General features: G+C 64.1%; 20 protein-coding genes and 1 pseudogene. 6 read left to right on the top strand and 15 right to left on the bottom strand.

Going from position 1 to position 22657, the window contains the following annotated elements; translation table 11 throughout:
• From BVH01_RS20030 to BVH01_RS19980, 12 genes and pseudogenes are all read right to left on the bottom strand, one after another.
• A partial coding sequence (locus BVH01_RS20030) for a methyl-accepting chemotaxis protein (RefSeq protein WP_256562807.1) occupies positions 1-1408 on the bottom strand: 1408 nt, incomplete at its 3' end.
• A gap of 194 nt (positions 1409-1602) precedes the next feature.
• Positions 1603-2370: a methyl-accepting chemotaxis protein gene (locus tag BVH01_RS25300; RefSeq protein WP_371915614.1), complete on the bottom strand. Its 768-nt coding sequence runs from the start codon at positions 2368-2370 to the stop codon at positions 1603-1605.
• Positions 2371-2460: 90 nt separating this feature from the next.
• A pseudogene (locus BVH01_RS25295) lies at positions 2461-3474 on the bottom strand (cache domain-containing protein); the annotation flags it as partial.
• Between the two features lie 256 nt (positions 3475-3730).
• The gene (locus BVH01_RS20020) at positions 3731-4498 is read right to left on the bottom strand and encodes a hypothetical protein (protein WP_075931988.1); all 768 of its coding nucleotides are present in this window, start codon (positions 4496-4498) and stop codon (positions 3731-3733) included.
• Between the two features lie 35 nt (positions 4499-4533).
• Positions 4534-5364 (bottom strand): metal ABC transporter permease, encoded by an 831-nt coding sequence (locus tag BVH01_RS20015; protein WP_075931987.1) that lies wholly within the window; start codon positions 5362-5364, stop codon positions 4534-4536.
• Between the two features lie 2 nt (positions 5365-5366).
• On the bottom strand, positions 5367-6221 hold the full coding sequence (locus tag BVH01_RS20010) for a metal ABC transporter permease (RefSeq protein ID WP_168177301.1): 855 nt from the start codon (positions 6219-6221) through the stop codon (positions 5367-5369).
• A complete protein-coding gene (locus BVH01_RS20005; RefSeq protein WP_075931985.1) occupies positions 6221-7102 on the bottom strand; it encodes a manganese/iron ABC transporter ATP-binding protein in 882 nt (293 codons plus the stop codon). Before BVH01_RS20005 ends, BVH01_RS20010 begins: the two co-directional genes overlap by 1 nt.
• Positions 7102-7998 carry a metal ABC transporter substrate-binding protein gene (locus BVH01_RS20000; RefSeq protein WP_083652107.1) on the bottom strand — a complete coding sequence of 299 codons (897 nt, stop codon included), beginning with the start codon at positions 7996-7998 and terminating at the stop codon, positions 7102-7104. The genes BVH01_RS20005 and BVH01_RS20000 overlap by 1 nt, the downstream gene beginning before the upstream one ends.
• A gap of 282 nt (positions 7999-8280) precedes the next feature.
• Positions 8281-9381, bottom strand: a complete 1101-nt coding sequence (locus tag BVH01_RS19995; protein ID WP_075931984.1) for a polyamine ABC transporter substrate-binding protein — start codon at positions 9379-9381, stop codon at positions 8281-8283.
• A 45-nt stretch (positions 9382-9426) separates the two neighbouring features.
• Positions 9427-10455, bottom strand: coding sequence for a histone deacetylase family protein (locus BVH01_RS19990; protein ID WP_075931983.1), 1029 nt, complete (start codon positions 10453-10455; stop codon positions 9427-9429).
• A 164-nt stretch (positions 10456-10619) separates the two neighbouring features.
• Positions 10620-11624, bottom strand: coding sequence for an AraC family transcriptional regulator (locus BVH01_RS19985; RefSeq protein WP_075931982.1), 1005 nt, complete (start codon positions 11622-11624; stop codon positions 10620-10622).
• A 375-nt stretch (positions 11625-11999) separates the two neighbouring features.
• Entirely contained in the window at positions 12000-12797 is a 798-nt protein-coding gene (locus BVH01_RS19980) for an undecaprenyl-diphosphate phosphatase (RefSeq protein WP_075931981.1), read from the bottom strand.
• A gap of 226 nt (positions 12798-13023) precedes the next feature.
• Between BVH01_RS19980 and BVH01_RS19975 the strand changes: the two genes are divergently transcribed.
• The gene (locus BVH01_RS19975; RefSeq protein ID WP_075931980.1) at positions 13024-14307 is read left to right on the top strand and encodes an MFS transporter; all 1284 of its coding nucleotides are present in this window, start codon (positions 13024-13026) and stop codon (positions 14305-14307) included.
• A 73-nt stretch (positions 14308-14380) separates the two neighbouring features.
• Positions 14381-14821, top strand: a complete 441-nt coding sequence (locus BVH01_RS19970; protein ID WP_075931979.1) for an HIT family protein — start codon at positions 14381-14383, stop codon at positions 14819-14821.
• Between the two features lie 133 nt (positions 14822-14954).
• On the opposite strand, the gene BVH01_RS19965 is transcribed toward BVH01_RS19970, so the two are convergent.
• Complete coding sequence (locus tag BVH01_RS19965; protein WP_075931978.1) at positions 14955-15884, bottom strand: DMT family transporter; 930 nt, start codon at positions 15882-15884, stop codon at positions 14955-14957.
• Between the two features lie 150 nt (positions 15885-16034).
• Between BVH01_RS19965 and BVH01_RS19960 the strand changes: the two genes are divergently transcribed.
• The gene (locus BVH01_RS19960; protein ID WP_075931977.1) at positions 16035-16463 is read left to right on the top strand and encodes a 3-isopropylmalate dehydratase; all 429 of its coding nucleotides are present in this window, start codon (positions 16035-16037) and stop codon (positions 16461-16463) included.
• A gap of 36 nt (positions 16464-16499) precedes the next feature.
• Positions 16500-17801, top strand: a complete 1302-nt coding sequence (locus tag BVH01_RS19955) for an NAD(P)/FAD-dependent oxidoreductase (RefSeq protein ID WP_075931976.1) — start codon at positions 16500-16502, stop codon at positions 17799-17801.
• A gap of 183 nt (positions 17802-17984) precedes the next feature.
• Here the strand turns inward: BVH01_RS19955 and BVH01_RS19950 are convergent, their stop codons facing one another.
• Together BVH01_RS19950 and BVH01_RS19945 are read right to left on the bottom strand one after the other, a co-directional pair.
• Positions 17985-19181 (bottom strand): MFS transporter, encoded by a 1197-nt coding sequence (locus BVH01_RS19950; RefSeq protein WP_075931975.1) that lies wholly within the window; start codon positions 19179-19181, stop codon positions 17985-17987.
• An 86-nt stretch (positions 19182-19267) separates the two neighbouring features.
• Positions 19268-20056 (bottom strand): ABC transporter substrate-binding protein, encoded by a 789-nt coding sequence (locus BVH01_RS19945; RefSeq protein ID WP_083659509.1) that lies wholly within the window; start codon positions 20054-20056, stop codon positions 19268-19270.
• Positions 20057-20248: 192 nt separating this feature from the next.
• Here BVH01_RS19945 and ahpC point away from each other — a divergent pair, with 192 nt between their 5' ends.
• Both ahpC and ahpF read left to right on the top strand, forming a co-directional pair.
• Positions 20249-20812 carry an alkyl hydroperoxide reductase subunit C gene (gene ahpC, locus BVH01_RS19940; protein ID WP_013790773.1) on the top strand — a complete coding sequence of 188 codons (564 nt, stop codon included), beginning with the start codon at positions 20249-20251 and terminating at the stop codon, positions 20810-20812.
• A 237-nt stretch (positions 20813-21049) separates the two neighbouring features.
• Entirely contained in the window at positions 21050-22603 is a 1554-nt protein-coding gene (gene ahpF / locus BVH01_RS19935) for an alkyl hydroperoxide reductase subunit F (RefSeq protein WP_075931974.1), read from the top strand.
• Positions 22604-22657: the final 54 nt, after the last annotated feature.

The following is a 22657-nucleotide window of genomic DNA, read 5'->3' as shown; positions in this document are numbered from 1 at the left end:
GCACTTGCATGGCCTGGGCGGATTTCTGCAGGTTCTCGCTGAGCTGGGTGACGCTGCCGGTGGCTTCGTCGATCTGCAGTTGGCCGTCGTGCACCTGGCGCTGGCCCGAGTCGGCGGACGAGGCGGCGTTACTGCACGAGCGGGCCACTTCGTTGGCGGTGGCGACCATCTCGTTGAAGGCGGTGGACACCAGCTCCACGGCCTCGCGCTGACGGCCGGCGGCGTCGTTCATGTCACGGGCCACGCGAGTGCTGGCATCCGAGGCAGTCTGCAGGTCAGCCGAGGCACTGCCGATACGCTGCACCAGAGTGCGGATGGCGCCGAGGAACTGGTTGAACCAGCGCGCCAGCAGGGCAGTTTCATCGTTGCCGCGCACGTCGAGGCTGCGGGTCAGGTCGCCTTCGCCCTGGGCGATGCCTTCCAGGCCGCCGGCCACGCTGCGGATCGGCTTGACGATCAGTCCGGCGAAGCTGGCGCCGACGATGGCGAACAGCACGGCCAGCACCGCGGCGATCACGCCGATCTGCCAAGTCAGGCTGGTGGCCTTGGCCATCACTTCGCTGCGTTCGATCAGGCCGATGAAGCGCCAGCCGAGGCTTTTCGACGACCAGACGTTGGCCATGTAGGACACGCCGCCCAGTTCGACCTCGACCAGCCCACTCTCGACACCGGCCAACTGCGCATAGCCATCACCCAGCTCGCTGATCAGCTTGAAGTTGTGTTCCGGGGTGCGCGGGTCGACCAGCACGTTGCCGTTGCTTTCCAGCAGCATCAGGTAGCCGCTTTCGCCAAGCTTGATCTGCTTGACCAGTTCGGTGAGCTGCTTGAGCGACACGTCCAGGCCGACCACGCCGACCTGCTGCCCTTGGGTATTGTCGACGGTGTGCACGGTGCCCATCAGCACCACGTCATCGGGCGCCCAGTAATAGGCAGCGGTGCGCACGGTCTTGCCTGGCGAGGCCATGGCGGCCTTGTACCAGGGGCGTACGCGCGGGTCATAACCGCTCAGCTTGGCGTCGTCCGGCCAGGAAGCGTAGCCGCCGTCGCTCTTGCCGAGCGACAGGTAGGCGGTGCTCGGGTGGCTGGCGGCGAACTGGCCGAACATCTCCAGAAAGGCCTTGCCTTGCTCGGTCTGCGGGACCGTCGCGGCATCGGCGCCCGAGTAGTCCTTCAGCTCGCCTGCACTGCGCACCACCGGCAGCTTGGCCAGGTACTCGACGTTCTGCGCAATGGCGTCGAAGAACTGGTTCATGGCGTTTTCGATCTGCCTGATCTCGCGGCTGCTGCTGTCCAGGAAGTCGTCCCGCGCCTGTTCGCGCAGGTTGACCACTACCACGACGGCGACCAGAACGACGGGCACACAGGCAATGGCCGCGAAGGCCCAGGTGAGTTTCTGTTTGATGTTCACGGTGGTTCCTGCTGGGTGGTAAAGCGTTTTTGTTGGGTTTTTACGGCTTTGAAGCAGGCAGAAAGGCTGGTTGGCGAGTTTGTAGGTATTGTGAACACTGAGTCGGCGTGGTGAGCGCAAACTTGAGCGCCTGCCCATCAGGTTTTTTCACGTGATGGGCAGGCGTTGATGGCGGGATGCGGGGGAGGGGCGTATCAGGTTCTGAAGCGGCGAACCAGGCCGTTGAGCTCGCCGGAGAGGGTCTCCAGGCGCTGCGAGTCACTGCGTGCCGAGTGGGCCAGTTCCTCGACCAGCTGGGCATCGGTGTGGATCTGTGCGATGTGCCGGTTGATGTCCTCGGCGACCTGATGCTGCTCTTCGGCCGCGGTGGCGATCTGGCTGTTCTGATCGCGGATTTCGTCCACCGAGGCGCGTATCTGCTCGAAGCTGTCGCGCGCCTGCTGGATGCGCTCCACGCTCTGCTGCGACATGCTCAGGCTGCTCTGCATCTGCTTGGTCACGTCCTGGGTACGCTTGGCCAGGCCGCCGAGCAGGCTGTCGATTTCTCCCGTTGAATCCGCAGTGCGTTTGGCCAGGGCGCGGACTTCGTCGGCGACAACGGCGAAGCCGCGGCCCTGTTCACCGGCCCGGGCGGCCTCGATGGCCGCGTTGAGGGCCAGCAGGTTGGTTTGCTCGGCGATCGAGCGGATGGTGTCGAGGATGGCGTTGATGTTCTTGCTGTCCTGCTCCAGCACTTGCATGGCCTGGGCGGATTTCTGCAGGTTCTCGCTGAGCTGGGTGACGCTGCCGGTGGCTTCGTCGATCTGCAATTGGCCTCCATGCACCTGGCGCTGGCCGGAGTCCGCTGAGCTGGCCGCCTGGCTGCACGAGCGGGCCACTTCATTGGCGGTGGCGACCATCTCGTTGAAGGCAGTGGACACCAGCTCCACGGCTTCGCGCTGGCGCACGGCGGCATCGTTCATGTCCAGGGCGACACGGGTTGTGGCGTCGGAAGCGGTCTGCAGGTCCGCCGAGGCGCTGCCGATACGCTGCACCAGGGTGCGGATGGCGCCGAGGAACTGGTTGAACCAGCGCGCCAGCAGGGCGGTTTCGTCGTTGCCGCGCACGTCGAGGTTGCGGGTCAGGTCGCCTTCGCCCTGGGCGATGCCTTCCAGGCCACCGGCCACGCTGCGGATCGGCTTGACGATCAGTCCGGCGAAACTGGCGCCAACGATGGCGAACAGCACGGCCAGCACTGCGGCGATCACGCCGATCTGCCAGGTGAGGCTGGTGGCCTTGGCCATCACTTCGCTGCGTTCGATCAGGCCGATGAAGCGCCAGCCCAGCTTCTCCGACGACCAAACGTTGGCCATGTAGCGCACGCCGCCCAGCTCGACCTCGGCGAAGCCGCTCTTGACCGCCGCCAATTCGCGGTAGCCGTCACCCAGTTCGTCCAGGCGCTTGAAGTTGTGGGCTGCATCGCGCGGGTCGACCAGCACGTTGCCGCTGTTCTCCAGCAGCATCAGGTAGCCGCTCTGGCCCAGCTTGATCTGCTTGACCAGATCGGTGAGCTGCTTGAGCGACACGTCCAGGCCGATGGCGCCCAGCGGCTGGCCCTGAGCGTTGTCGACGGTGTGCACGGTGCCCATCAGCACCACGTCATCGGGCGCCCAGTAGTAGGCCGGAGTGCGCACGATCTTGCCGGGCGTGGCCATGGCGGCCTTGTACCAGGGACGCTGGCGCGGGTCGTAGCTGTTGAGCTTGGGGTCGTCCGGCCAGACCAGGTAGCCGCCATCCTGGTGGCCCACCTGCAGGTAGGCGGTGGTCGGATGGCTGGTGGCGAACTGGTTCAGCCCGTACAGCAGCGCCTGATTGCTGGCCGGTAGCGGCGCCCGGGCAGCGTCGGCTGCGGTGTAGTCCTTCAGGTTCTGCGTGTCGCGCAGCAGATCGCTCTTGGCCAGGTATTCGACGTTCTGGGCGATGGCATCGAAGAACTGGTTCATCGCGTTGTCGATCTGCCTGATCTCGCGGCTGCTGCTATCGAGAAAATCTTCCCGGGCCTGCTCGCGCAAGTTGATGACGACCACGATGGCGACCAGCACCACGGGCACACAGGCGATGGCCGCAAAGCCCCAGGTAAGCTTCTGTTTGATGTTCACGGTGGTTCCTGCTCGGGCAAGGGATATTGTTCTTCGGGTGAAACCGTCGAAAAAGACGTGAGGCTACATGCTGGTTTTGCGTGCTGGCTTATTGCTATTTTTCGCACGCACTGAGCGTAAACTATTGGTATTTGGTATGCCATATGGTTGAGCGTTTTCGATAATGCTCGACCGATGGGCGGCATCAGGGTTTTGCGGGGGCGTCGGCCTTATGCCGCCACGGCGAATAGTCCAGATCCACGATGAACACGTATTGGCCTTTGGCATTGCGACGCTGTTTGGGAACCAATGGCACGCCATTGAGTTGAGCGCAGCCCTGGCTGAGGTGGTCGAGCAGATCGTTGTCCTGCTTGAATTCGCGGCGCCGCATGGGATGGGGTTCGATGATCACTTCACAGGCGCCGACGTTGCGTTGTTCGTCGAGAATGCCAATTAGCCTCGCCCTGCCAATGCTGTCCAGGGTTCGGTTGGCGAACAGGTGCTGCCAGAAAAAGGCGTTGCGCGCGTACTCGGCCGTTTCCTGGGCCTGGTCTTGCGGATACTCGTCTTTCTCTGGAAACAGCAACGGTGCGATCAGCTCCGTGGTCGGGCCTTTGTCCATCAGCTTCGTCGGCATCGGCGGCAGCACGGTTTGCCAGCACAGGCGGTTCATCCGCTCGGCTATCTTCGGGGCGAAAGGCAACCCGCCTGCCACTGTGGAATTGCTGACCGGCCTGGCCTTGCAATCGACGATCTGGTTCTGGCGGTCGATGCGGTAGTGCACTGCCAGGCTGGCCTGGCGCCAGCCGGGGTTGGCCTCCCGGCCTACGGGATAGACCGCCTGCATGGCGAGCCGAACGAATTGTCCATTGGCGATATCGTCGGCGCTTTTCGGTGCGGCAGGGCGCTCGGGCGTACTGCAGGCGGCCAGTGACAGGCACGCCACCAGCACGGTTAGGTAGGGCTTGAGCATGACATTCCTTGTCCGAGAGTGAGGGCGCGGTGATTCTACAACTGCGCGGCGCTCCTGTGCTCGCGCCTGCTGGAGTAGATGAACACGCCGACGAACAGGGCGCTGAGCAGCACCACGATGGTCGGTCCCGGTGCGCTGTCGATGAAGAAGCTCAGGTACACGCCGCTCAATGCCGCGCCGACGGCGATGGCCACCGCGGTGAGGAGCATGGCGCCCATGGTACGGGTGAGCAGAAAGGCGATGGCGCCCGGGGCGATCAGCAGGGCCACGGTAAGCACGATGCCGATGGCCTTCAGCGCGCCGACGATGGTCAGCGACATCACCGCAAGCAAGCCGTAATGCAACAGGCCCACCGGCAGGCCGACGGTGCGCGCCTGCACAGGGTCGAAGGCGTGCAGTAGCAGGTCGCGCCATTTCAGGCCGATGAAGGCGGTGACGACGAGGGCGATCAGGCCGCTCTCCAGCAAATCTGCCCAGCCGATGCCGAGCATGTCGCCGAACAGAATATGGTCCAGGTGCACGTCGCTATGGATCTGCGTGTAGAGCAAAAGGCCCAGGCCGAACATGCCGGAGAACACCACGCCCATCAGGGTGTCCTGCTTGATGCGGCTGTTTTCCTTGAGATACCCCGAGGCGACCGCGCAGAGCATGCCGGCCACGAAGGCGCCGAGCGAATAGGGCAAACCGACGATATAGGCGATCACCACGCCGGGGAATACCGCATGGGCGGTGGCGTCGCCCATCAGTGCCCAGCCCTTGAGCACCAGAAAACACGACAGCAGCGCTGCCGGAATCGCCACCAGCACGGCGATCAGCAGGGCGTACTGCATGAAGTCGATTTGCAGCGGTAGCAGCAAGGCTTCCATGGTCACATCTCCAGCCGCGCCTGGGCGGCCCGGCGGTGTGCGGCGAGCAGGCCATGTTTGGGCGCGAAGACGAACGCCACCAGGAATACGCAGGTCTGCAGCACGATGATGATCGCTCCGGTGGCGCCGTCGAGAAAGTAGCTGGCGTAGGCACCGATGAAGCTGGAAAGCCCGCCGATGCAGGCGGCGATCAGCAGCAGCCTTTCGAAACGGTCACTGAGCAGGTAGGCGGTGGCGCCCGGGGTGACCACCATGGCGATGACCAGAAAGGCGCCGACCGTCTGCATCGCCGCCACGGTGCAGGCCGACAGCAGGATGAAGAAGATCGCCTTGAGCCGCGCCGGGCTCAGGCCGATGGTGCGCGCGTGGTGCTCGTCGAAGAACACCACCATCAGGTCCTTCCAGCGCAGCGCCAGCACCGCCAGGGTGATGCCGGCGATCAGCAGCAGTTGCAGGGTATCGCCTGGGGTGATGGCCAGGATGTTGCCGAGCACGATGGTCTGGATGTTCACCGAGGTGGGCGACAGCGACACCATGAACAAGCCGAGGCCGAAGAAGGAAGAGAAGATCAGGCCGATGATCACATCCTCCTTGAGCTTGCTGCGCTGGTTGAGAAACAGCATGGCGCCGGCGGCCAGGGTGCCCGCGCCGAAAGCGCCGAGGGCGAAGGGCAGACCGAGCATGTACGCACCGGCGACGCCAGGCACGATGGAATGGGCCAGGGCATCGCCGATCAGCGACCAGCCTTTGAGCATCAGGTATACCGACAGCAGCGCGCAGACCACGCCGACCAGGGTCGAGACCCACATGGCGTTGACCATGTAGCCATAGGAAAAGGGTTCGAGCAGATTGGGCACTATTGATCCTTGTCGTCGACGCGGCCGCGGATGGTCGATTTGCCGTCGTACAGCACCAGCGGGCGTTCGTCGTCGGTGATGATGCCGATCAGCGGCGAGCTGCGCTGGCCTTCGCCTGGCAGCTCGAAGTGACGCAGCACGCCGCCGAAGGTGCGCTCCAGGTTCTCGCGGGTGAACACCAGCTGGGTTGGCCCGTAAGCGAGCACGGTGCGCGCGAGCAGCACCGTGCGGTCGCAGAATTCCGGCACGCTGCCCAGGTTGTGGGTGGACACCAGCATTACCCGGCCTTCGTCGCGCAGTTCGCCGAGCAGCCGCACGATGGCGTCTTCGGTCTTCACGTCGACGCCGGTGAATGGCTCGTCGAGCAGAATCACCCGCGAATCCTGGGCCAGGGCGCGGGCCAGGAACACGCGCTTCTTCTGGCCGCCGGACAACTCGCCGATCTGCCGCTTGCGCAGCTCGCCCATGCCGACCCGCGCCAGGGCCGCGTCCACGGCCTCGCGGTCGGCGGCCTTGGGCCGGCGTAGCAGGCCCATGTGGCCGTAACGGCCCATCAGCACCACGTCCTCGACCAGCACCGGGAAATTCCAGTCGACGTCCTCGCTCTGCGGCACGTAGGCAATCAGGTTGCGTTTCAGCGCGTCGCGCACCGGCATGCCCAGTACGCTGATGCTGCCCTGGGCCAGTTTCACGAAACCCATGATGGCCTTGAACAGCGTTGACTTGCCGCTGCCGTTGACGCCCACCAGGGCGGTGATGCTACCGCCGGGGCTGCCGAAACTGGCGTCGCGCAGCGCCGTGTGGCCGTTGCGGTAGGTCACGCTGATGCCGTCGACGCGAATGCCGTTCAGGCTATCTTCTTCGTGCAGGGCGTTGGGCATCAGTCGGCCAGCCCGTCGGCGATGGTTTGCGAGGTGACGCGCAGCAGGTCGAGGTAGGTCGGCACCGGGCCGCTCGGCTCGCTGAGCGAGTCGACGTAGAGCACGCCGCCGTACTTGGCGCCGGTTTCGCGGGCCACCTGCTGGGCCGGCGAGGCGGAGATGGTGCTCTCGCTGAACACTGCGGGAATCTTGTTGGCGCGTACCGCGTCGATCACCTTGCGCACCTGTTGGGGCGTGCCCTGCTGGTCGGCGTTGATCGGCCACAGGTACAGCTCCTTGAGGTCGAAGTCGCGGGCCAGGTAGCTGAACGCGCCTTCGCTGGACACCAGCCAACGGCGCTGTTCGGGAATCTTCTGCAGGCGTTCGCGGATAGGCCCCACGGTGGATTTGATCAGCGCCTTGTAGGTTTCGGCGTTGCGCTCGTAGGTGGCGGCATTGGCTGGGTCGTGCTTGGCCAGCGCATCGCGGATGTTGTCGATGTAGATCATCGCGGCATCCGGCGACATCCAGGCATGGGGGTTGGGCTTGCCGCTGTAGGGGCCTTCGGCGATGCCGATCGGCTCGACGCCTTCGCTGAGGGTCACCGCGGGCACGCCTTGCAGGCGCTGCAGGAAACGCTCGAACCACAGCTCCAGGTTCATGCCGTTACGCAGGATCAGCTGCGCATCGCGGGCCTTGAGGATGTCGCCCGGGGTCGGCTGGTAGTTGTGGATCTCGGCGCCGGGCTTGGTGATCGACTCGACCTCGGCCGCATCGCCGGCCACCTGGCGGGCCATGTCGGCGAGCACGGTGAAGGTGGTCACCACCTTGAATTTGCCTTCGGCGGCGGCCAGTTGCGGCAGCAGGGATACCAGAAGAGCGGCGAGCAGGGTGCGCAAGCGGATCCGATTGAACATCTCTATCCTCGTATGGCTTGACCGGTCATGGGGTTGGGCGGGTGGCCCGGACAGGGTTGCCACTCTAGCGACAAAACGACGCTAATGAAAACTATTGTCATTAGAGATTTGTTTGTGTTGCCCGCAGGCGCAGGTTGAGTCAGCGGTCGCTTTCAAGCGTAGCCGGGCGATTCACTGCATGTGAGCGGCCGCGCCGCTGGCAGGTTCAGACAACCGCGGCGCAGCGGCGGGCATAAATGCAGACCCCGCGTCAGGCGCGGGGTCGTCGGGGAGGGAGGTGGCTCAACTGCCGCTCTTGATCTTGGTCCAGGCGCGGGTACGGATGCGTTCGATCTTCTGTGGCAGCGGTTCGACGCTGTACAGCGTTTTCTGCGCTTCTGGTGTCGGAGTCAGGTCTGTGTTCTCGCTGATCGCCTTGTCCACCAGCGGCATGGAATCCTTGTTCGGGTTGGGGTAACCGAGGAAGTCGCTGATCGGCGCGATCACCGTCGGGTCTAGCAGGTTGTTGAGGAATTCGTGGGCCTCCTCGACATTCTTGGCGCTTTTGGGAATGGCGAAGGTGTCGAACCAGATGGGCGCGCCTTCCTTGGGCAGGCGCCACTCGACCTTGACGCCGTTGCCGGCCTCCTTGGCGCGGTTGGCGAACTGGTAGAAGCTGCCCGAGTAGCCGATGGCCACGCAGATGTCGCCATTGGCGATGTCGGTCATGTACTTGGCCGAGTGGAAGTAGGTCACGTAGGGGCGCACCTTCATCAACAGCTCGGTGGCTTTTTCGTAATCATCCGGGTTGGTGCTGTTGGGCGGCAGGCCCAGGTAATGCAGGGCGATGGGCAGGATTTCGTTGGGTGCATCGAGCATGGTCACGCCGCACTGCTTGAGCTTTTCCATGTTCTCGGGCTTGAACACCAGGTCCCAGCTGTTCACCGGCGCGTCGTCGCCGAGCGCGGCCTTGACCTTGTCCGGGTTGTAACCGATCAGCACGGTGCCGTACATGTAGGGCACGCCGTACTGGTTACCGGGGTCGTTGGTTTCCAGCAGCTTGAGCAGCGCCGGGTCGAGGTGCTTCCAGTTGGGCAGCTTGCTCTTGTCGAGCGGCTGGAACACGCCGGCCTTGATCTGGGTGTCGAGGAACATGTTGGACGGCACCACCAGGTCATAACCCGAGTTGCCGGTGAGCAACTTGGCTTCCAGCGCCTCGTTGGTCTCGAAGGTGTCCCAGGTCAGCTTGATACCACTCTGCTGCTGAAAGTCCTTGAGGGTTTGCGGCAGGATGTAGTCGGCCCAGTTGTAGACGCGCAGTTCCCGCGCATCGGCCATGGCGCTGCCGGCCAGCAGGGCAGCGCCGCAGAACGTGGCGCCGAACAGACGGTGGAGGTTTTTCATCGTTATGTGCTCCGTTGTATGCGTGGTTATCGGCAGTTTGCAGGGTCAGGAACCCTCGAAGCCTTCCAGTACGTTCACCGCATTGACGCCGATCTCTTCTACCGCATAGCCACCCTCCATCACGAACAGGGTGGGTTTGCCGAGGCGCGCGATGCGTTCGCCCATGCGCAGGTAGTCGGGGCTGTCGAGCTTAAACTGGGAAATTGGATCTTCCTTGAACGTGTCCACGCCCAGCGACACCACGATCACATCGGGCGCGTACTCGGTAATGCGTGCGCAGGCCTGTTCCAAGGCGGCGCTCCAGCGATCCCAGCCACTGCCGGCGGCCAGTGGCAGGTTGAGGTTGAAGCCCATGCCGGCGCCTTCGCCGATCTCGTCGTGATAGCCGAGAAAGAACGGGAATTCGAAGGACGGGTCGCCATGGATCGAGGTCACCAGCACGTCGTTGCGTGCGTAGAAGATCGACTGGGTGCCATTGCCGTGGTGATAGTCCACATCGAGAATCGCCACCCGCTGGCAGCCGCCGTCGAGAAATGCCTGGGTGGCGATGGCAGCGTTGTTGAGATAGCAGTAGCCACCCATCAGATCGCCAGCGGCGTGATGGCCTGGCGGGCGGCACAGGGCAAAGGCGCTGCCGGCGCCGTCGCTGATCAGCGCCTGGCCGGTGAGAGCGACCTGGGCTGAGCTCCAGGCCGCCTGCCAGGTGCCGGCGGTGATCGGCGCACCGCCGTCGAAACTGTAGTAACCGAGCTGCCCGAGCAGGTTGTCCGGCAGCACGCTGCGCAGCGTACGCGCCGGCCAGGTGAAGGGCAGGATGTCGCCGTCGCGGCCCATCTCCGCCCAACGCGCCCAGGCGCCTTCGAAGAAGCGCAGGTAATCGGCATCGTGGATGCGTTCGATCGGTGCGCGGCCGAACTCGCGCGGTGCGATAACCTCGCCGAGGCCTTGCTGGCGCACGCGTGCCAACACATGGTCGGCCCGTGACGGCATCTCGAAGCAGGGCTTGAGCTCCCCGTCGATGATTTCACAGCGACCATGGTGCAGGTGATGGTCATCGCTATAGATCGTGCGCATGCTCGGCCCTCCGCTTTTGGGTAGCTGCATTCTTGGTCGCATTTCGGCGTCAGGGAAATGAGCGGAGCGGCCAAAAAGGGATAGATGTGGCCACCAGATCGCGCATCGCCGAACCGAATCGGTGCGCCTGACTGCCATGCTGGCGGCGGCTCCGAGTGCCGCCGTCAAGCCAGGGCAGGGCGCCGATAGCGGCTTGGCGAGGTGCCGCTCCAGCGCTGGAAGGCGTGGCGAAAGCTGGCCGTTTCGCTGTAGCCCAGGGCTTCGGCGATACGGGCGATGGGTAGGCGCTCCTCGCCCAGCAGGCGACGCGCCTGTTCGAAACGCAGCTCATCGAGCAGGCTCTGGTAACTGGTGCCTACTTCCTGCAACTGCCGGCGCAGGGTGCGCGACGAACAGCGCAGCTGGCGCGCCAGGCCATCGAGCCCCGGCGAGTCGGGCAATTGGCTGGCGAGTAGCTGGCGTACGCGGCTGATCAGCGCCTGATGGGATAGGAACTCACGATTCAGCTGGCGACAACGTTCCAGGGTGTCGCGGTGGGTCACCGGGTCCGCCAGCGGCAGGCGGCGGTCCAGCCACTGGCTGTCGAAGACGATGACGTTAGCGGCGGCGTTGAACTGCACCGGGCAGCCGAAATCGCGACTGTACTGGCGCTGATAACGCGGCGCGCGGTGGTTGAAACGAGCGGCTTCGAGGGGCAGCTGGCGACCGAGCAGGTCATCGCAGATCAGCTTCAGGGAGGCCAGGCAGAACTCGGTATTGAAGGTGGAGAGCTCCGCAGCGTCGCGGTAATCGCTGGCTTCGATCCACGCCTGCGCGCCATCGCGACGCAGGCGCAGTTCGAACAGGGTGCCCAGCAAGGCTGGAAAGCTGAATGCTACCTGTAGCGCTTCACCCAGCGTCGCCGCGGAAAGCAGGCTGAACCCCAGCAAGCCGTAGGACGACACGTGCATGCGCCGGCCCAGCAGCAGGCCAAGATCCTGGCAGCGGGCGGTGGCGTTGCGAAACACCTGACGCTCCTGGGCGATGCTGATGCGCATCTCCGGGCGCTGCAGGTCGGCCGGAGCGATACCGCTGCCGGCCAGCAGTTCGTCGATGCAGGTGCCGTCCTGGCAGAGCGTATCCAGGGCCAGCACGACGGCGTGAAGGGTGGTCAGGTGGGAGTGCTGCATGGGGGCACGCCTTCTCGTAACGGGTCCGAGAATCAGGCAATAAGCATGCCCGTGCCCGGCGTCGCCCGCTTTGGGGTTTCGCCGGGCAGCGTGGTGGGCGGATGTAGAAGAAGGTAACGCCGCGCCAACCAGCTTGCCTGTCGGCGCTCGACCCGTGCTCAATAACTGTTCAAGATTTTCGTGCGCATGACGCGGCAGCTGCAAGGCAGAAGCGGCCGTTCGCCGATCCACTGTGGGAGCGCGCCATGCGCGCGAAAAATCGCGGGCGTGAACTAGGCGTCCCCGCCCGCTCCCACAGGCACTGCGCCGCTAACCGCTCCCGCCGCTTAGCCGCCAACGTCGGCGAACATGGAATGAAAGATCGTGAACAGGCTCTCAGAGCGCCACGAATAGCAGGAAGGTGCCGAGGATCAGGCGGTAGATCACGTAGGGCAGCATGCCGACGCGATCCAGCGCGGCCAGGAACAGCTTGATGCACAGGAACGCCGAGGCGAACGACAAGCCGATGCCCCAGGCCATGTCGCCCCAGTGCGCGCCATCGCCTTGCTCGATCAGGTGCATCGCCTTGAGGCTGCCAGCGGCGAGAATCAGCGGGATCGACAGCAGGAACGAGAAGCTGGCCGCGCTCTTGCGGTCGAAGCCGAGCATCAGCGCCGCGGTCATGGTGATGCCCGAGCGCGAGGTGCCGGGAATCAGCGCGAGCATCTGCGCCAGGCCGATCAGCAGCGCATGGCGCCAGGTCATGCGGCTCATGTCGGCGTCGCGGCTACCTTTCACGTCGGCCCACCAGAGCACCAGGCCGAAGACGATGGTGGTGGTGCCGATCACCAGCATGGAACGGGTGTACTGCTCGATCAGCGATTCGAACACCAACCCGGCCACGGCGGCCGGAATGGTCGCCAGGATGATCATCCAGCCCATGCGGCTTTCCGGGCTGGCGCGGCGGTGCAGCACATGGCCCAGCCAGCCGCTGACGATGGCGGCGATCTGCTGGCGAAAGGCGAGCACCACGGCCATCAGGGTGCCGACGTGCACGGCGACGTCGAAGGCCTGGCCCTGGTCCGGCCAGCCCAGCAATTGCGAGGGCAGGATCAGGTGAGCGGAAGAGGAAACGGGGATGAATTCGGTGACGCCCTGGATGAGCGAAAGAACGAGCAGGTGTAGCCAGTCCATGGGGTTCCTTAATGAGGGCTAACGGATGCGGAATGCGGGTATGACCCGGCGAGGCTTCATTTTCTCCATCGCAACCTGTCGCCAAGCTGAAATATACGCATACAATTTCGCCGTCAGGCCCGATTCCGCTGCGCTGTGGCGCTGCCCTCGGGCCATGAATTTGCTATCGTGAGCGCCCCGCGGGCCAAGCGCACCGCGGTTCCGTAGACCTCCGAGAAATCCCCCCATGCAATCTGCAGCCCCGTCGGCCCCCGGCCGGCCCCTGACTCGTAGCGATTACAAGACCTTGTCCCTGTCCGCACTCGGCGGCGCACTGGAATTCTACGATTTCATCATTTACGTGTTTTTCGCCACCATCGTCGGCAAGCTGTTCTTCCCGCCGGACATGCCCGACTGGCTGCGTATGCTGCAGACCTTCGGCATCTTCGCTGCCGGCTATCTGGCACGCCCGCTGGGCGGCATCATCATGGCGCACTTCGGCGACCTGATCGGCCGCAAGCGCATGTTCACCCTGAGCATCCTGATGATGGCGGTGCCGACCCTGATCATGGGCCTGCTGCCCACCTACGCGCAGATCGGCATCCTCGCGCCGCTGATGCTGCTGCTGATGCGCATCATCCAGGGCGCGGCGATCGGCGGCGAAGTGCCGGGCGCCTGGGTATTCGTTTCCGAGCACGTGCCGGCGCGCCATATCGGCTACGCCTGCGGAACGCTAACCTGCGGCCTGACCACCGGCATCCTGCTCGGCTCGTTGATGGCCACCCTGATCAACAGCGTGTTCACTGCCGAGCAGGTGCTCGACTGGGCCTGGCGCGTGCCGTTCCTGATCGGCGGCGTGTTCGGCCTGTTCGCCATGTACCTGCGCCAGTGGCTGCACGAAACCCCGGTGTTCACCGAGATGCAGCAGCGCAAGGCCCTGGCCGCGGAGCTGCCGCTGAAAACCGTGGTGCGTGATCATCGCGGCAGCGTGGCGATTTCCGCGCTGCTGACCTGGCTGCTGTCGGCCGGCATCGTGGTGGCGATCCTGATGACGCCGACCTTTCTGCAGACCCTCTACGGCTTCGATGCGGTCACCTCGCTAAAGGCCAACAGCCTGGCCATCGTCATGCTCAGCATCGGCTGCATCGTCAGCGGCGCCCTGTGCGACCGCATTGGTGCCGGCCGGGTGCTGGTGGTCGGCTGCACGGCGCTGGCGGTCTGCGCCTGGCTGTTCTACAGCGGCCTGCACGCCAACCCGCAATGGCTGTTCCCGTTGTATGCACTGGTCGGCCTGTTCGTCGGCACCATCGGCGCGGTGCCTTTCGTGATGGTGCATGCTTTCCCGGCGCCGGTGCGCTTCAGCGGCCTGTCGTTCTCCTACAACATGTCCTACGCGGTGTTCGGCGGCCTGACCCCGGTGGCGGTGTCGCTGCTGGTCAAATGGGGCCCGCTGGGCCCGGCGTACTACCTGATCGCCCTGTGCGGCGTGGGCGTACTGATTGGGTTGAGCCTGCTGCGCAAGGGACGTTAAGCGCGCGGCTATTTTGCACCTGCCGGCCGAGCCGGTATGGTGCGAGCACGTTAATAACGCGATGGAGAAGCCCATGAGCCTTTACGGCGATTACGATTCGCAGAACATCTTCGCCAAGATCATTCGCGGCGAGATGCCTTGCTACAAGCTGTACGAAGATGACGACGTGCTGGTGTTCCTGGATCTGTTCCCGCAGTCGTTCGGGCACACCCTGGTGATCCCCAAACGCGCCGAGGCCCGCAACCTGCTGGAAATCGATGCCGACAGCCTGATCAAACTGACCCTGGCGGTACAGAAGGTGGCTCGTGTGCTGGCCGACGAGCTGCAGCCCGATGGCGTGCAGATCGCCCAGTTCAATGGCGCGCCCGCCGGGCAGACGGTGTTTCATATCCACATGCACGTGATTCCGCGTTTCGCTGAGCAGGGGCTGCAGAAACACGCCAGTGGCAAGGCCGACCCGGCCGAGCTGGAAAAGCTGCAGGCCAGGCTGGTGAAGCGTTTTCAGAGCGCCTGAGCGACGTTCATGGGCCGTCGGAGCTGGGCGGCCTCGTCGAAAAGCTCGTCCGCAGGCCGTAGCCTGCGGGCGAGGCGAGAAACGCAGTCCCGCATCGTTTTCCTGTCAGTGCATCGGCTGGCGTCGATCCTGTTTAGCGCACCCGCCGCTTGAGCCACTGGCTCAGCCACTCGTAGCCGCTGACCAGCAGGATGCCGCCCAGTACCAGCAGGGCGCCGACGATGAAGTTGACCTCCAGTGGTTCGCCCAGCAGCACCACGCCGAATACGATGCCGAACATCGGCGTCATGAATGACAGCACGCCCAGGCGTGACGCCAGGTAATTGCGCAGCAGCCAGAACCACGCCAGGAAGCTGGCGAACGACACCAGCAGCGCCTGGAAGATCAGCCCGCCGATGGCGATCGGCGTCGGGTTGAATCCCAGTTGGCCCGTCACCGCGCAGGCCAGGATCAGCAGCACGAAGCCGCCCAGCAACTGGTAGAACAGCGTCTGCGTGACCGGCGCGTTGGACAGCCGCGAGCAGCGCACCACCACGGTGGTGGCGCCCCAGGCCATGGCGCCGAGCAGGCCCAGCAGGTCGCCATACAGTTGCCGCCCGGCGTCCCTGGTTTCCGCGCCGCTGGAACCGCCGGCGAACGACACCACGATGCCCATGAAGGCGACGCCGATACCCAGCCATTGCAAGGGCCGCAGGCGCTCGGCAGGAAGCCGCCAGTGCAGCCCCAGCGCAGCGAAAATCGGCGCCGTGTAGAGAAAGATCACCATATGTGAGGCGCTGGTGTGGCGCAGCCCTTCGCCGACCAGCATGAATTCCAGGGCGAACAGGCAACCCACCACCAGCCCAGGCCGCCAGTTACCGGCGCGCACCCCCAGCCCGTCACGCCGCCACAACATCAGCACCGCCACCAGCAGGGCGGCGATGCCCGAGCGCAGGGCCAGCATCAATACCGGCGCCACGTCGTCGGCGGCAGCCTTGAGCACCACCTGCTGCATGCCCCAGATCATGCACAGGCCAACCATCAGGCCGCCAGCCAGGCCATCGATGTTCTTGCGCGTGTCCATGCGGTTCGCTCGTAAGGGAGTGGGGCGCCATTATGGTGCGGCCAACCGGTGCCGGCCAGCGCGATGGATTTATTGCACGCTTATGGCAATGTGCTTGTCTGTGAGCAGAGCCTGTCGCTCGACATCCCCGTGATTCTCTGGAGAGAACCCATGCGTCTGATCTTCGCCGTACTGCCTCTGCTGGTCCTGGCCGGTTGCTCGTCCTACCAGGCCGATCCCGAAAAGATCACCGACATTCCGAGCGAGCGCCTGCGCGCCTATCAGGAGCCGGTGCAGGGCGGTGGCGAAGTGGTGGTCACCCGTGACCTGGGCTTGATGGGAGGCGGCTGCTACGTGGCCGTACTGGTCGACCGCAAGGTGGCGGCGCGTATCGCCGTCGGTGAACGGGGGCGCTTCCAGGTGCCGGCGGGCAACCGCATCGTCGGCATCGCCGCTGATAGCGAAGACGAAACCCTGTGCGGCAAGGGCCGCCTCAACCGCGAAGTGGCGGTGAAGGTCGAGGCCGGCGGCGTGGCCAATCTGCGCATCGTCAGCCAGAACCGTGGTGGTTTCGACATTCTTCCCGAACAGGCGAGGTAGAATCGTCCTTCACTCGATACCGCACAGGATGTGCCCGTGAAAGATCTACCCATCGCGATCGTCGGCGCTGGCACCGCAGGGTTGGCCAGCGCCATTCTGCTGGCCCGTCAGGGCTGGTCGGTCACGCTCTACGAACGCGTCGCTGACCTGCAGCCGGTGGGCGCCGGCATTCTGCTGCAGCCCTCGGGGCTCGCGGCACTGCGCCATCTGGGCCTGCTCGACGAATGCACCGCGCTCGGCGCGCCGGTCAGCCGCCTGTTCGGCACCTCGGCCTGCGCTCAGCGGGTGATTCTCGACACCCGCTATGCCCACTGGCAGGCCGACTCCTTTGGTCTCGGCATCCACCGCGGCGTGCTGATGACCGCCTTGCTCAACGCCGCGCGTGCAGCCGGGGTAACCCTGCGCACCGGCGTCTCCATCTCCCGTTTCGTGCAGTCGCCTTCCCACGTGCGCTTGCTGTCCGACGATGGCCAGGGCAACGAAGCCATATTGGGCGAGCACACCGCGCTGATCCTCGCCGACGGCACTCGTTCGCAGCTGCGTGCGCAGATGCAGGTCCGCCAGGCGGTCAAGGCCTATCCCTGGGGCGCGTTGTGGAGCATCGTGCCGACCCCCGAAGGCGCCGACTCCACGGACCTGCGGCAGTGGTACCGCGGCTGCTCGCAGATGTTCGGCATCATGCCGACCGGTTGCACCCACGCCGACCGCCATACGCGTTTGAGCAGCCTGTTCTGGAGCCTTCCAGTCGCCAGCCACGGCACATGGCAAGAGGCCGGGTTGGAAGCCTGGAAGGACGCGGTGCGCAAGCTGGCAGGCGAGCCGGCCGAAGCCTTCCTGCATGCCCTCGAGTCGCCCGAGCGGCTGATGCTGGCCAGCTATGCCGACGTGCGCATGCATCAGTGGCATGACGGTCGCGTACTGGCCATCGGCGACTGCGCCCACGCCATGAGCCCGCAGCTGGGGCAGGGCGCCAATATGGCGCTGGTCGATGCCGTGGTGCTGGGCGATGCCCTGGGCACATGCGGGATTGGCCAGGCTGGCGATCCTGCGGCCTGCTTCGCCGCCTATGGCGCTGTGCGCCGCGCTCACCTGGGTTACTACCGTCAGGCCAGCCGCCTGCTGACGCCGCTGTTCCAGTCGCATAGCAGCGTGCTGGCTGTGCTGCGCGACAGTGCCCTGTTCGTGGCGCGGCATCTGCCCATGGGCCGTCACCACGCGGTGACCACTCTGGTCGGTGCACGCACCGGCTGGCTGTTCTCGGGCAAGGGCGCGGCGCCATTGCATGCCTGGCGCAAGCCGTCTGTGCCAGTGCCGGTGCTGGAGCCGACGTCGGCTTAGAGCCTTTTTAAAGTCTTGCGAGCTAGAGCAATGCAAGGCCTGGGCGGCCCCGCAAAAACAGGCGAGGACCGGTCGGAGTCGCGCCCGACTTTACGAGCTGTAAATGAGCAGTCCGACTGGGCTGGCAATCCAGCCTGTTTTTAACGCCGCAGTGCCGACGCGCAGCAGACTTTGAACAGGTTCTTAGGTCGGCGCTTGCGCCTTCTGCACCCGCCAGGCCCAGAGAAACATCAGCAGGCCGGCGACCGCGGTCGCCGCGCCGATGTAACCCGTCGAGGTCCAGCCGAAACCGGCGCTGATCGCCAGGCCACCGAGCCACGGACCCAAGGCGTTGGCGATGTTGAAAGCGGCATGGTTGGAGGCTGCGGCCAGGGTCTGGGCGCCGGTGGCCACGTCCATCAGGTGGGTCTGCAAGGCCGGCGATAGCGCGGCGATGGTGCCCAAGGCCAGAATCGCTGGCAGCACCGTCCAGATCGAATGCGTGGCCGCGGGCAGTACCAGCAGCACCAGCGCGCTCCACAGCAGGATCCACGCCACCGACTTGAAGCGCAGGCGGTCGAACAGCCAGCCGCCGGCCATGTTGCCGAGAATGCAGCCGACGCCGAACACCGCCATGGCCACCGGGATCATGCCCGGGCTGACCCGGGTGACTTCCAGCAGCGTTGGCGCCATGTAGCTGAACACGCAGAACATGCCGGCGAAGCCGATCGAGCCGATGCCCAGGGCCAGCCAAATCGGTGCGCGATTGAAGGCGCGCAGTTCGTTGATCGGGCTGCTGCGCACCTCGCTGCGATCCAGCGGCAGCAGCAGGGCGATCATCGCCACGGTGGCCAGGGCAATCACGCTGACCAGCGCGAAGGCATAGCGCCAGCTCACGCTCTGGCCCAGCCAGGTGGCCAGCGGGTTGCCGATCAGAATCGCCACGCTGAGGCCCATCAGCACCCGGCTGACGGCCTTGGCACGTTTGTGCGGCGGCGCCATGGAGGCGGCCACCAGCATGGCTACGCCGAAGTAGGCACCGTGGGGCAGGCCGGCGAAGAAGCGAAACACCAGTAGCGATAGGTAGTCAGGCGCCAGGGCGCTGGCCAGGTTGCCGACCGCGAACACGCCCATCAGCAGCAACAGCAGGTGCTTGCGTAGCAGGCGCGAGCCCAGCAGTGCGAGGATCGGCGCACCGACCACCACGCCCAGGGCGTAGCTGCTGATCACATGGCCGACCTGGGGTTCGCTGACGCCCAGATCCTGGGCTACGTTGGGCATCAGGCCCATGATGGAAAATTCGCTGGTGCCGATGGCGAAGCCGCCAAGTGCCAGGGCCAGTTCGATCAGCAGGATCGCCCCAGCACTCAGGCGCGGGGCGGCGTGGGCGGAGCCACTCATGGTTTACCTCATGGGGTGCGGCGAATCAGGCGGGGCATTATTCACACATTGGCAGGCCGAGAAAACCATAGTGACCTGCGCAGCTTTCAGCGATAGCGCTGCAGGATGGCGGCGAACTCGCCGTTTTCCTCCATCTGGCGCATCGCTTGGAGCAGTGCCTGGGTGGGGACATCAGGTGCATCACGGACCAGGCATGCGACCTCGACGTGGGTAAGTTCATGCACTTCATGAAGTTTTTCGGGCTCGCTACGGCCGCGGTTGAACCACAGCAGGGCCAGCTCGTTGGTGACCGCATAATCGTAACGTCCGGCTGCCAGCTTTCTCAGTACCAATCCTTGCGTGCGTGCATCGTCGCGTTGCAACTGCCCGGCGGCGAACAGAGCTTCCAGTGTCGGATAGTGAAAGCCCAGAACCGTGCCGATCGACTGCATGGTGAGTTGTTCGGGAGCGACAGGTTGTGCGGAACGGCTGACCAGCAGATCACGTTGCAGCATGAATGGTACGCTCCAGGCATAACCTGGGTAGGGTGTGTCGAGCCAGGCCGGGTTGACGTAGCAGCGCACGTCGATCTCCTGATTCAGCAGCGCACGATGCACCCGCATGCGCGGCATCACCTGCAGGTCGGCGCGGCGGCCGACTTTTTCGGACACCTGGATGGCCAAGTCATGGAGAATGCCGTCGACCGCTTCGCCGTTGCTGATGAGTACCATCGGCATCACGCCGCTTTCGGTGATCGAGAAGCGCAGCGGGGCTTGCTCGGCCAGGCAGGTGCCGCTCATCAGGGCAAGCGCCAGAGCGAGCCGGTACGCCGGATTGTGGCGAACCAGTCGGGACAGGATGGTGTCGCAACGGTGGGTGGTCTGAAATCTGGTCATCGGTCGCTCGCGGTATGCTGAACGTTCGCCCATTGCAGAGCACGAAATTTTCAGATTACTGTTTTAAAAGGTTTTTTATGTGGTTCGATTGACTCAGCTTATTGGTTTGATGCTTTCAATCAATGGGCTCTTTGTTCCACATAGGGATACTATCCCTCCTGTAAATTTTTCAACCCTCGAAGGAGTTCACAGATGTCTTTGATTAACACTCAAGTTCAGCCGTTCAAGGTCAATGCCTTTCACAATGGCAAATTCATCGAAGTCACCGAAGAAAGCCTGAAAGGCAAGTGGTCGGTACTGATCTTCATGCCCGCCGCGTTCACCTTCAACTGCCCGACCGAGATCGAAGACGCCGCCAACAACTACGAAGCTTTCCAGAAGGCTGGCGCCGAGGTCTACATCGTGACCACCGACACCCACTTCTCCCACAAGGTATGGCACGAAACCTCGCCGGCCGTTGGCAAAGCCAAGTTCCCGTTGATCGGCGACCCGACTCACCAGCTGACCAACGCTTTCGGCGTGCACATCGCTGAAGAAGGCCTGGCACTGCGCGGCACTTTCGTGATCAACCCGGAAGGCCAGATCAAGACCGTCGAAATCCACTCCAACGAGATCGCTCGTGACGTGGCCGAGACCCTGCGCAAACTGCAAGCCGCTCAGTACACCGCTGCCCACCCGGGCGAAGTGTGCCCAGCCAAGTGGAAAGAAGGCGCTCAGACTCTGGCTCCTTCCCTGGACCTGGTCGGCAAGATCTAAAAATGGGCGTAGCGCTACTGCGCTAGGCATTGCTTCGTTGAAATCAGGCTCGGGCTGCTCATTTACAGCTCGTAAACTCCGCGCCCTCGCCTGATTTCGCCTCGCACTGCCGTCGCTCGCGACGCGCTACATCCCATTTTCCACCTACAAGCCAACAGGCTTTAAAGGTACCCGAACGCCCGGGCGTAACCCGCCCGGGCGTTTTATTGCCCGAATTTCGTCATTGAGGACTCGTATATGTTGGACGCAACCCTTAAAACCCAGTTGAAGGCGTACCTGGAAAAGGTCAGCCAGCCGTTCGAGATCGTCGCGTCCCTCGATGACAGCGACAAGTCCCAGGAGCTCAAAGGCCTCTTGGACGATATCGTCAGCCTGACCGACAAGATCACCCTGAAAACCGATGGCAACGATGCTCGCAAACCATCGTTCGCGCTGAATCGCCCGAATGGCAACATTAGCCTGCGTTTCGCCGGTTTGCCGATGGGCCACGAATTCACTTCGCTGGTGCTGGCCCTGCTGCAAGTCGGTGGCCACCCGTCGAAGCTGGCGGCCGAGGTGATCGAGCAGATCCAGAATCTGGAAGGCGAATTCAACTTCGAGACCTATTTCTCGCTGTCCTGCCAGAACTGCCCGGACGTGGTCCAGGCGCTGAACCTGATGGCCGTGCTCAACCCGAATATCCGCCACGTCGCCATTGACGGCGCGCTGTTCCAGGATGAAGTCGAGTCCCGCCAGATCATGTCGGTACCGAGCATCTACCTGAACGGCGAACTGTTCGGCCAAGGCCGTATGGACGCCGAGCAGATTCTCGCCAAGATCGACACCGGCGCCTCGGCCCGTGATGCCGAGAAGCTGAACGCCAAGGAAGCCTTCGACGTGCTGGTCATCGGTGGCGGCCCGGCCGGCGCTGCGGCGGCCATCTACGCCGCCCGTAAAGGCATCCGCACCGGCGTCGCCGCCGAGCGTTTCGGCGGCCAGGTGCTCGACACCATGGCCATCGAGAACTTCATCTCGGTCCAGGAAACCGAAGGCCCGAAACTGGCCCGCGCCCTGGAAGAGCACGTCAAGCAGTACGAAGTGGACATCATGAACCTGCAGCGTGCCAGCGCGCTGATCCCGGCTTCCAGCGAAGGTGGCCTGCATGAAGTGAAGTTCGAGAGCGGTGCGAGCCTGAAAGCCAAGACCGTGATTCTGTCCACCGGCGCCCGCTGGAGAGAGATGAACGTGCCGGGCGAGAAGGAATACCGCAACAAGGGCGTGGCCTACTGCCCGCACTGCGACGGCCCGCTGTTCAAGGGCAAGCGCGTGGCGGTGGTCGGTGGCGGTAACTCCGGCGTGGAAGCGGCCATCGACCTGGCCGGTATCGTCGCCGAGGTAACCCTGCTCGAGTACGACAGCAAGCTGCGCGCCGACGCCGTGCTGCAGAAGAAGCTCTACAGCCTGCCTAACGTCAAGGTGATCACCAGCGCCCTGACTAGTGAAGTGAAAGGTGACGGCCAGAAGGTCACTGGCTTGGTCTACAAGGATCGCAACTCCGATGCGTTCGTCCCGGTAGAGCTGGAAGGCATTTTCGTGCAGATCGGCCTGCTGCCCAACTCCGAGTGGCTCAAGGGCTCGGTCGAGCTGTCGGACCGCGGCGAGATCATCGTCGACGCCCGTGGCGAAACCTCGCTGCCCGGCATCTTTGCCGCCGGCGACGTGACCACCGTGCCGTACAAGCAGATCGTCATCGCCGTGGGTGAGGGCGCCAAGGCTTCGCTGAGCGCGTTCGATCACCTGATCCGTAGTTGATCAACCGAGTTGGATGTACGAAAGGCGGGCCTGATGGTCCGCCTTTTTCATTTC

It is taken from the genome of Pseudomonas sp. PA1(2017) (genome assembly GCF_001945375.1).
In the GTDB taxonomy this organism is placed as follows: domain Bacteria; phylum Pseudomonadota; class Gammaproteobacteria; order Pseudomonadales; family Pseudomonadaceae; genus Aquipseudomonas.
This window is presented reverse-complemented; position numbering and strand designations above follow the sequence as displayed.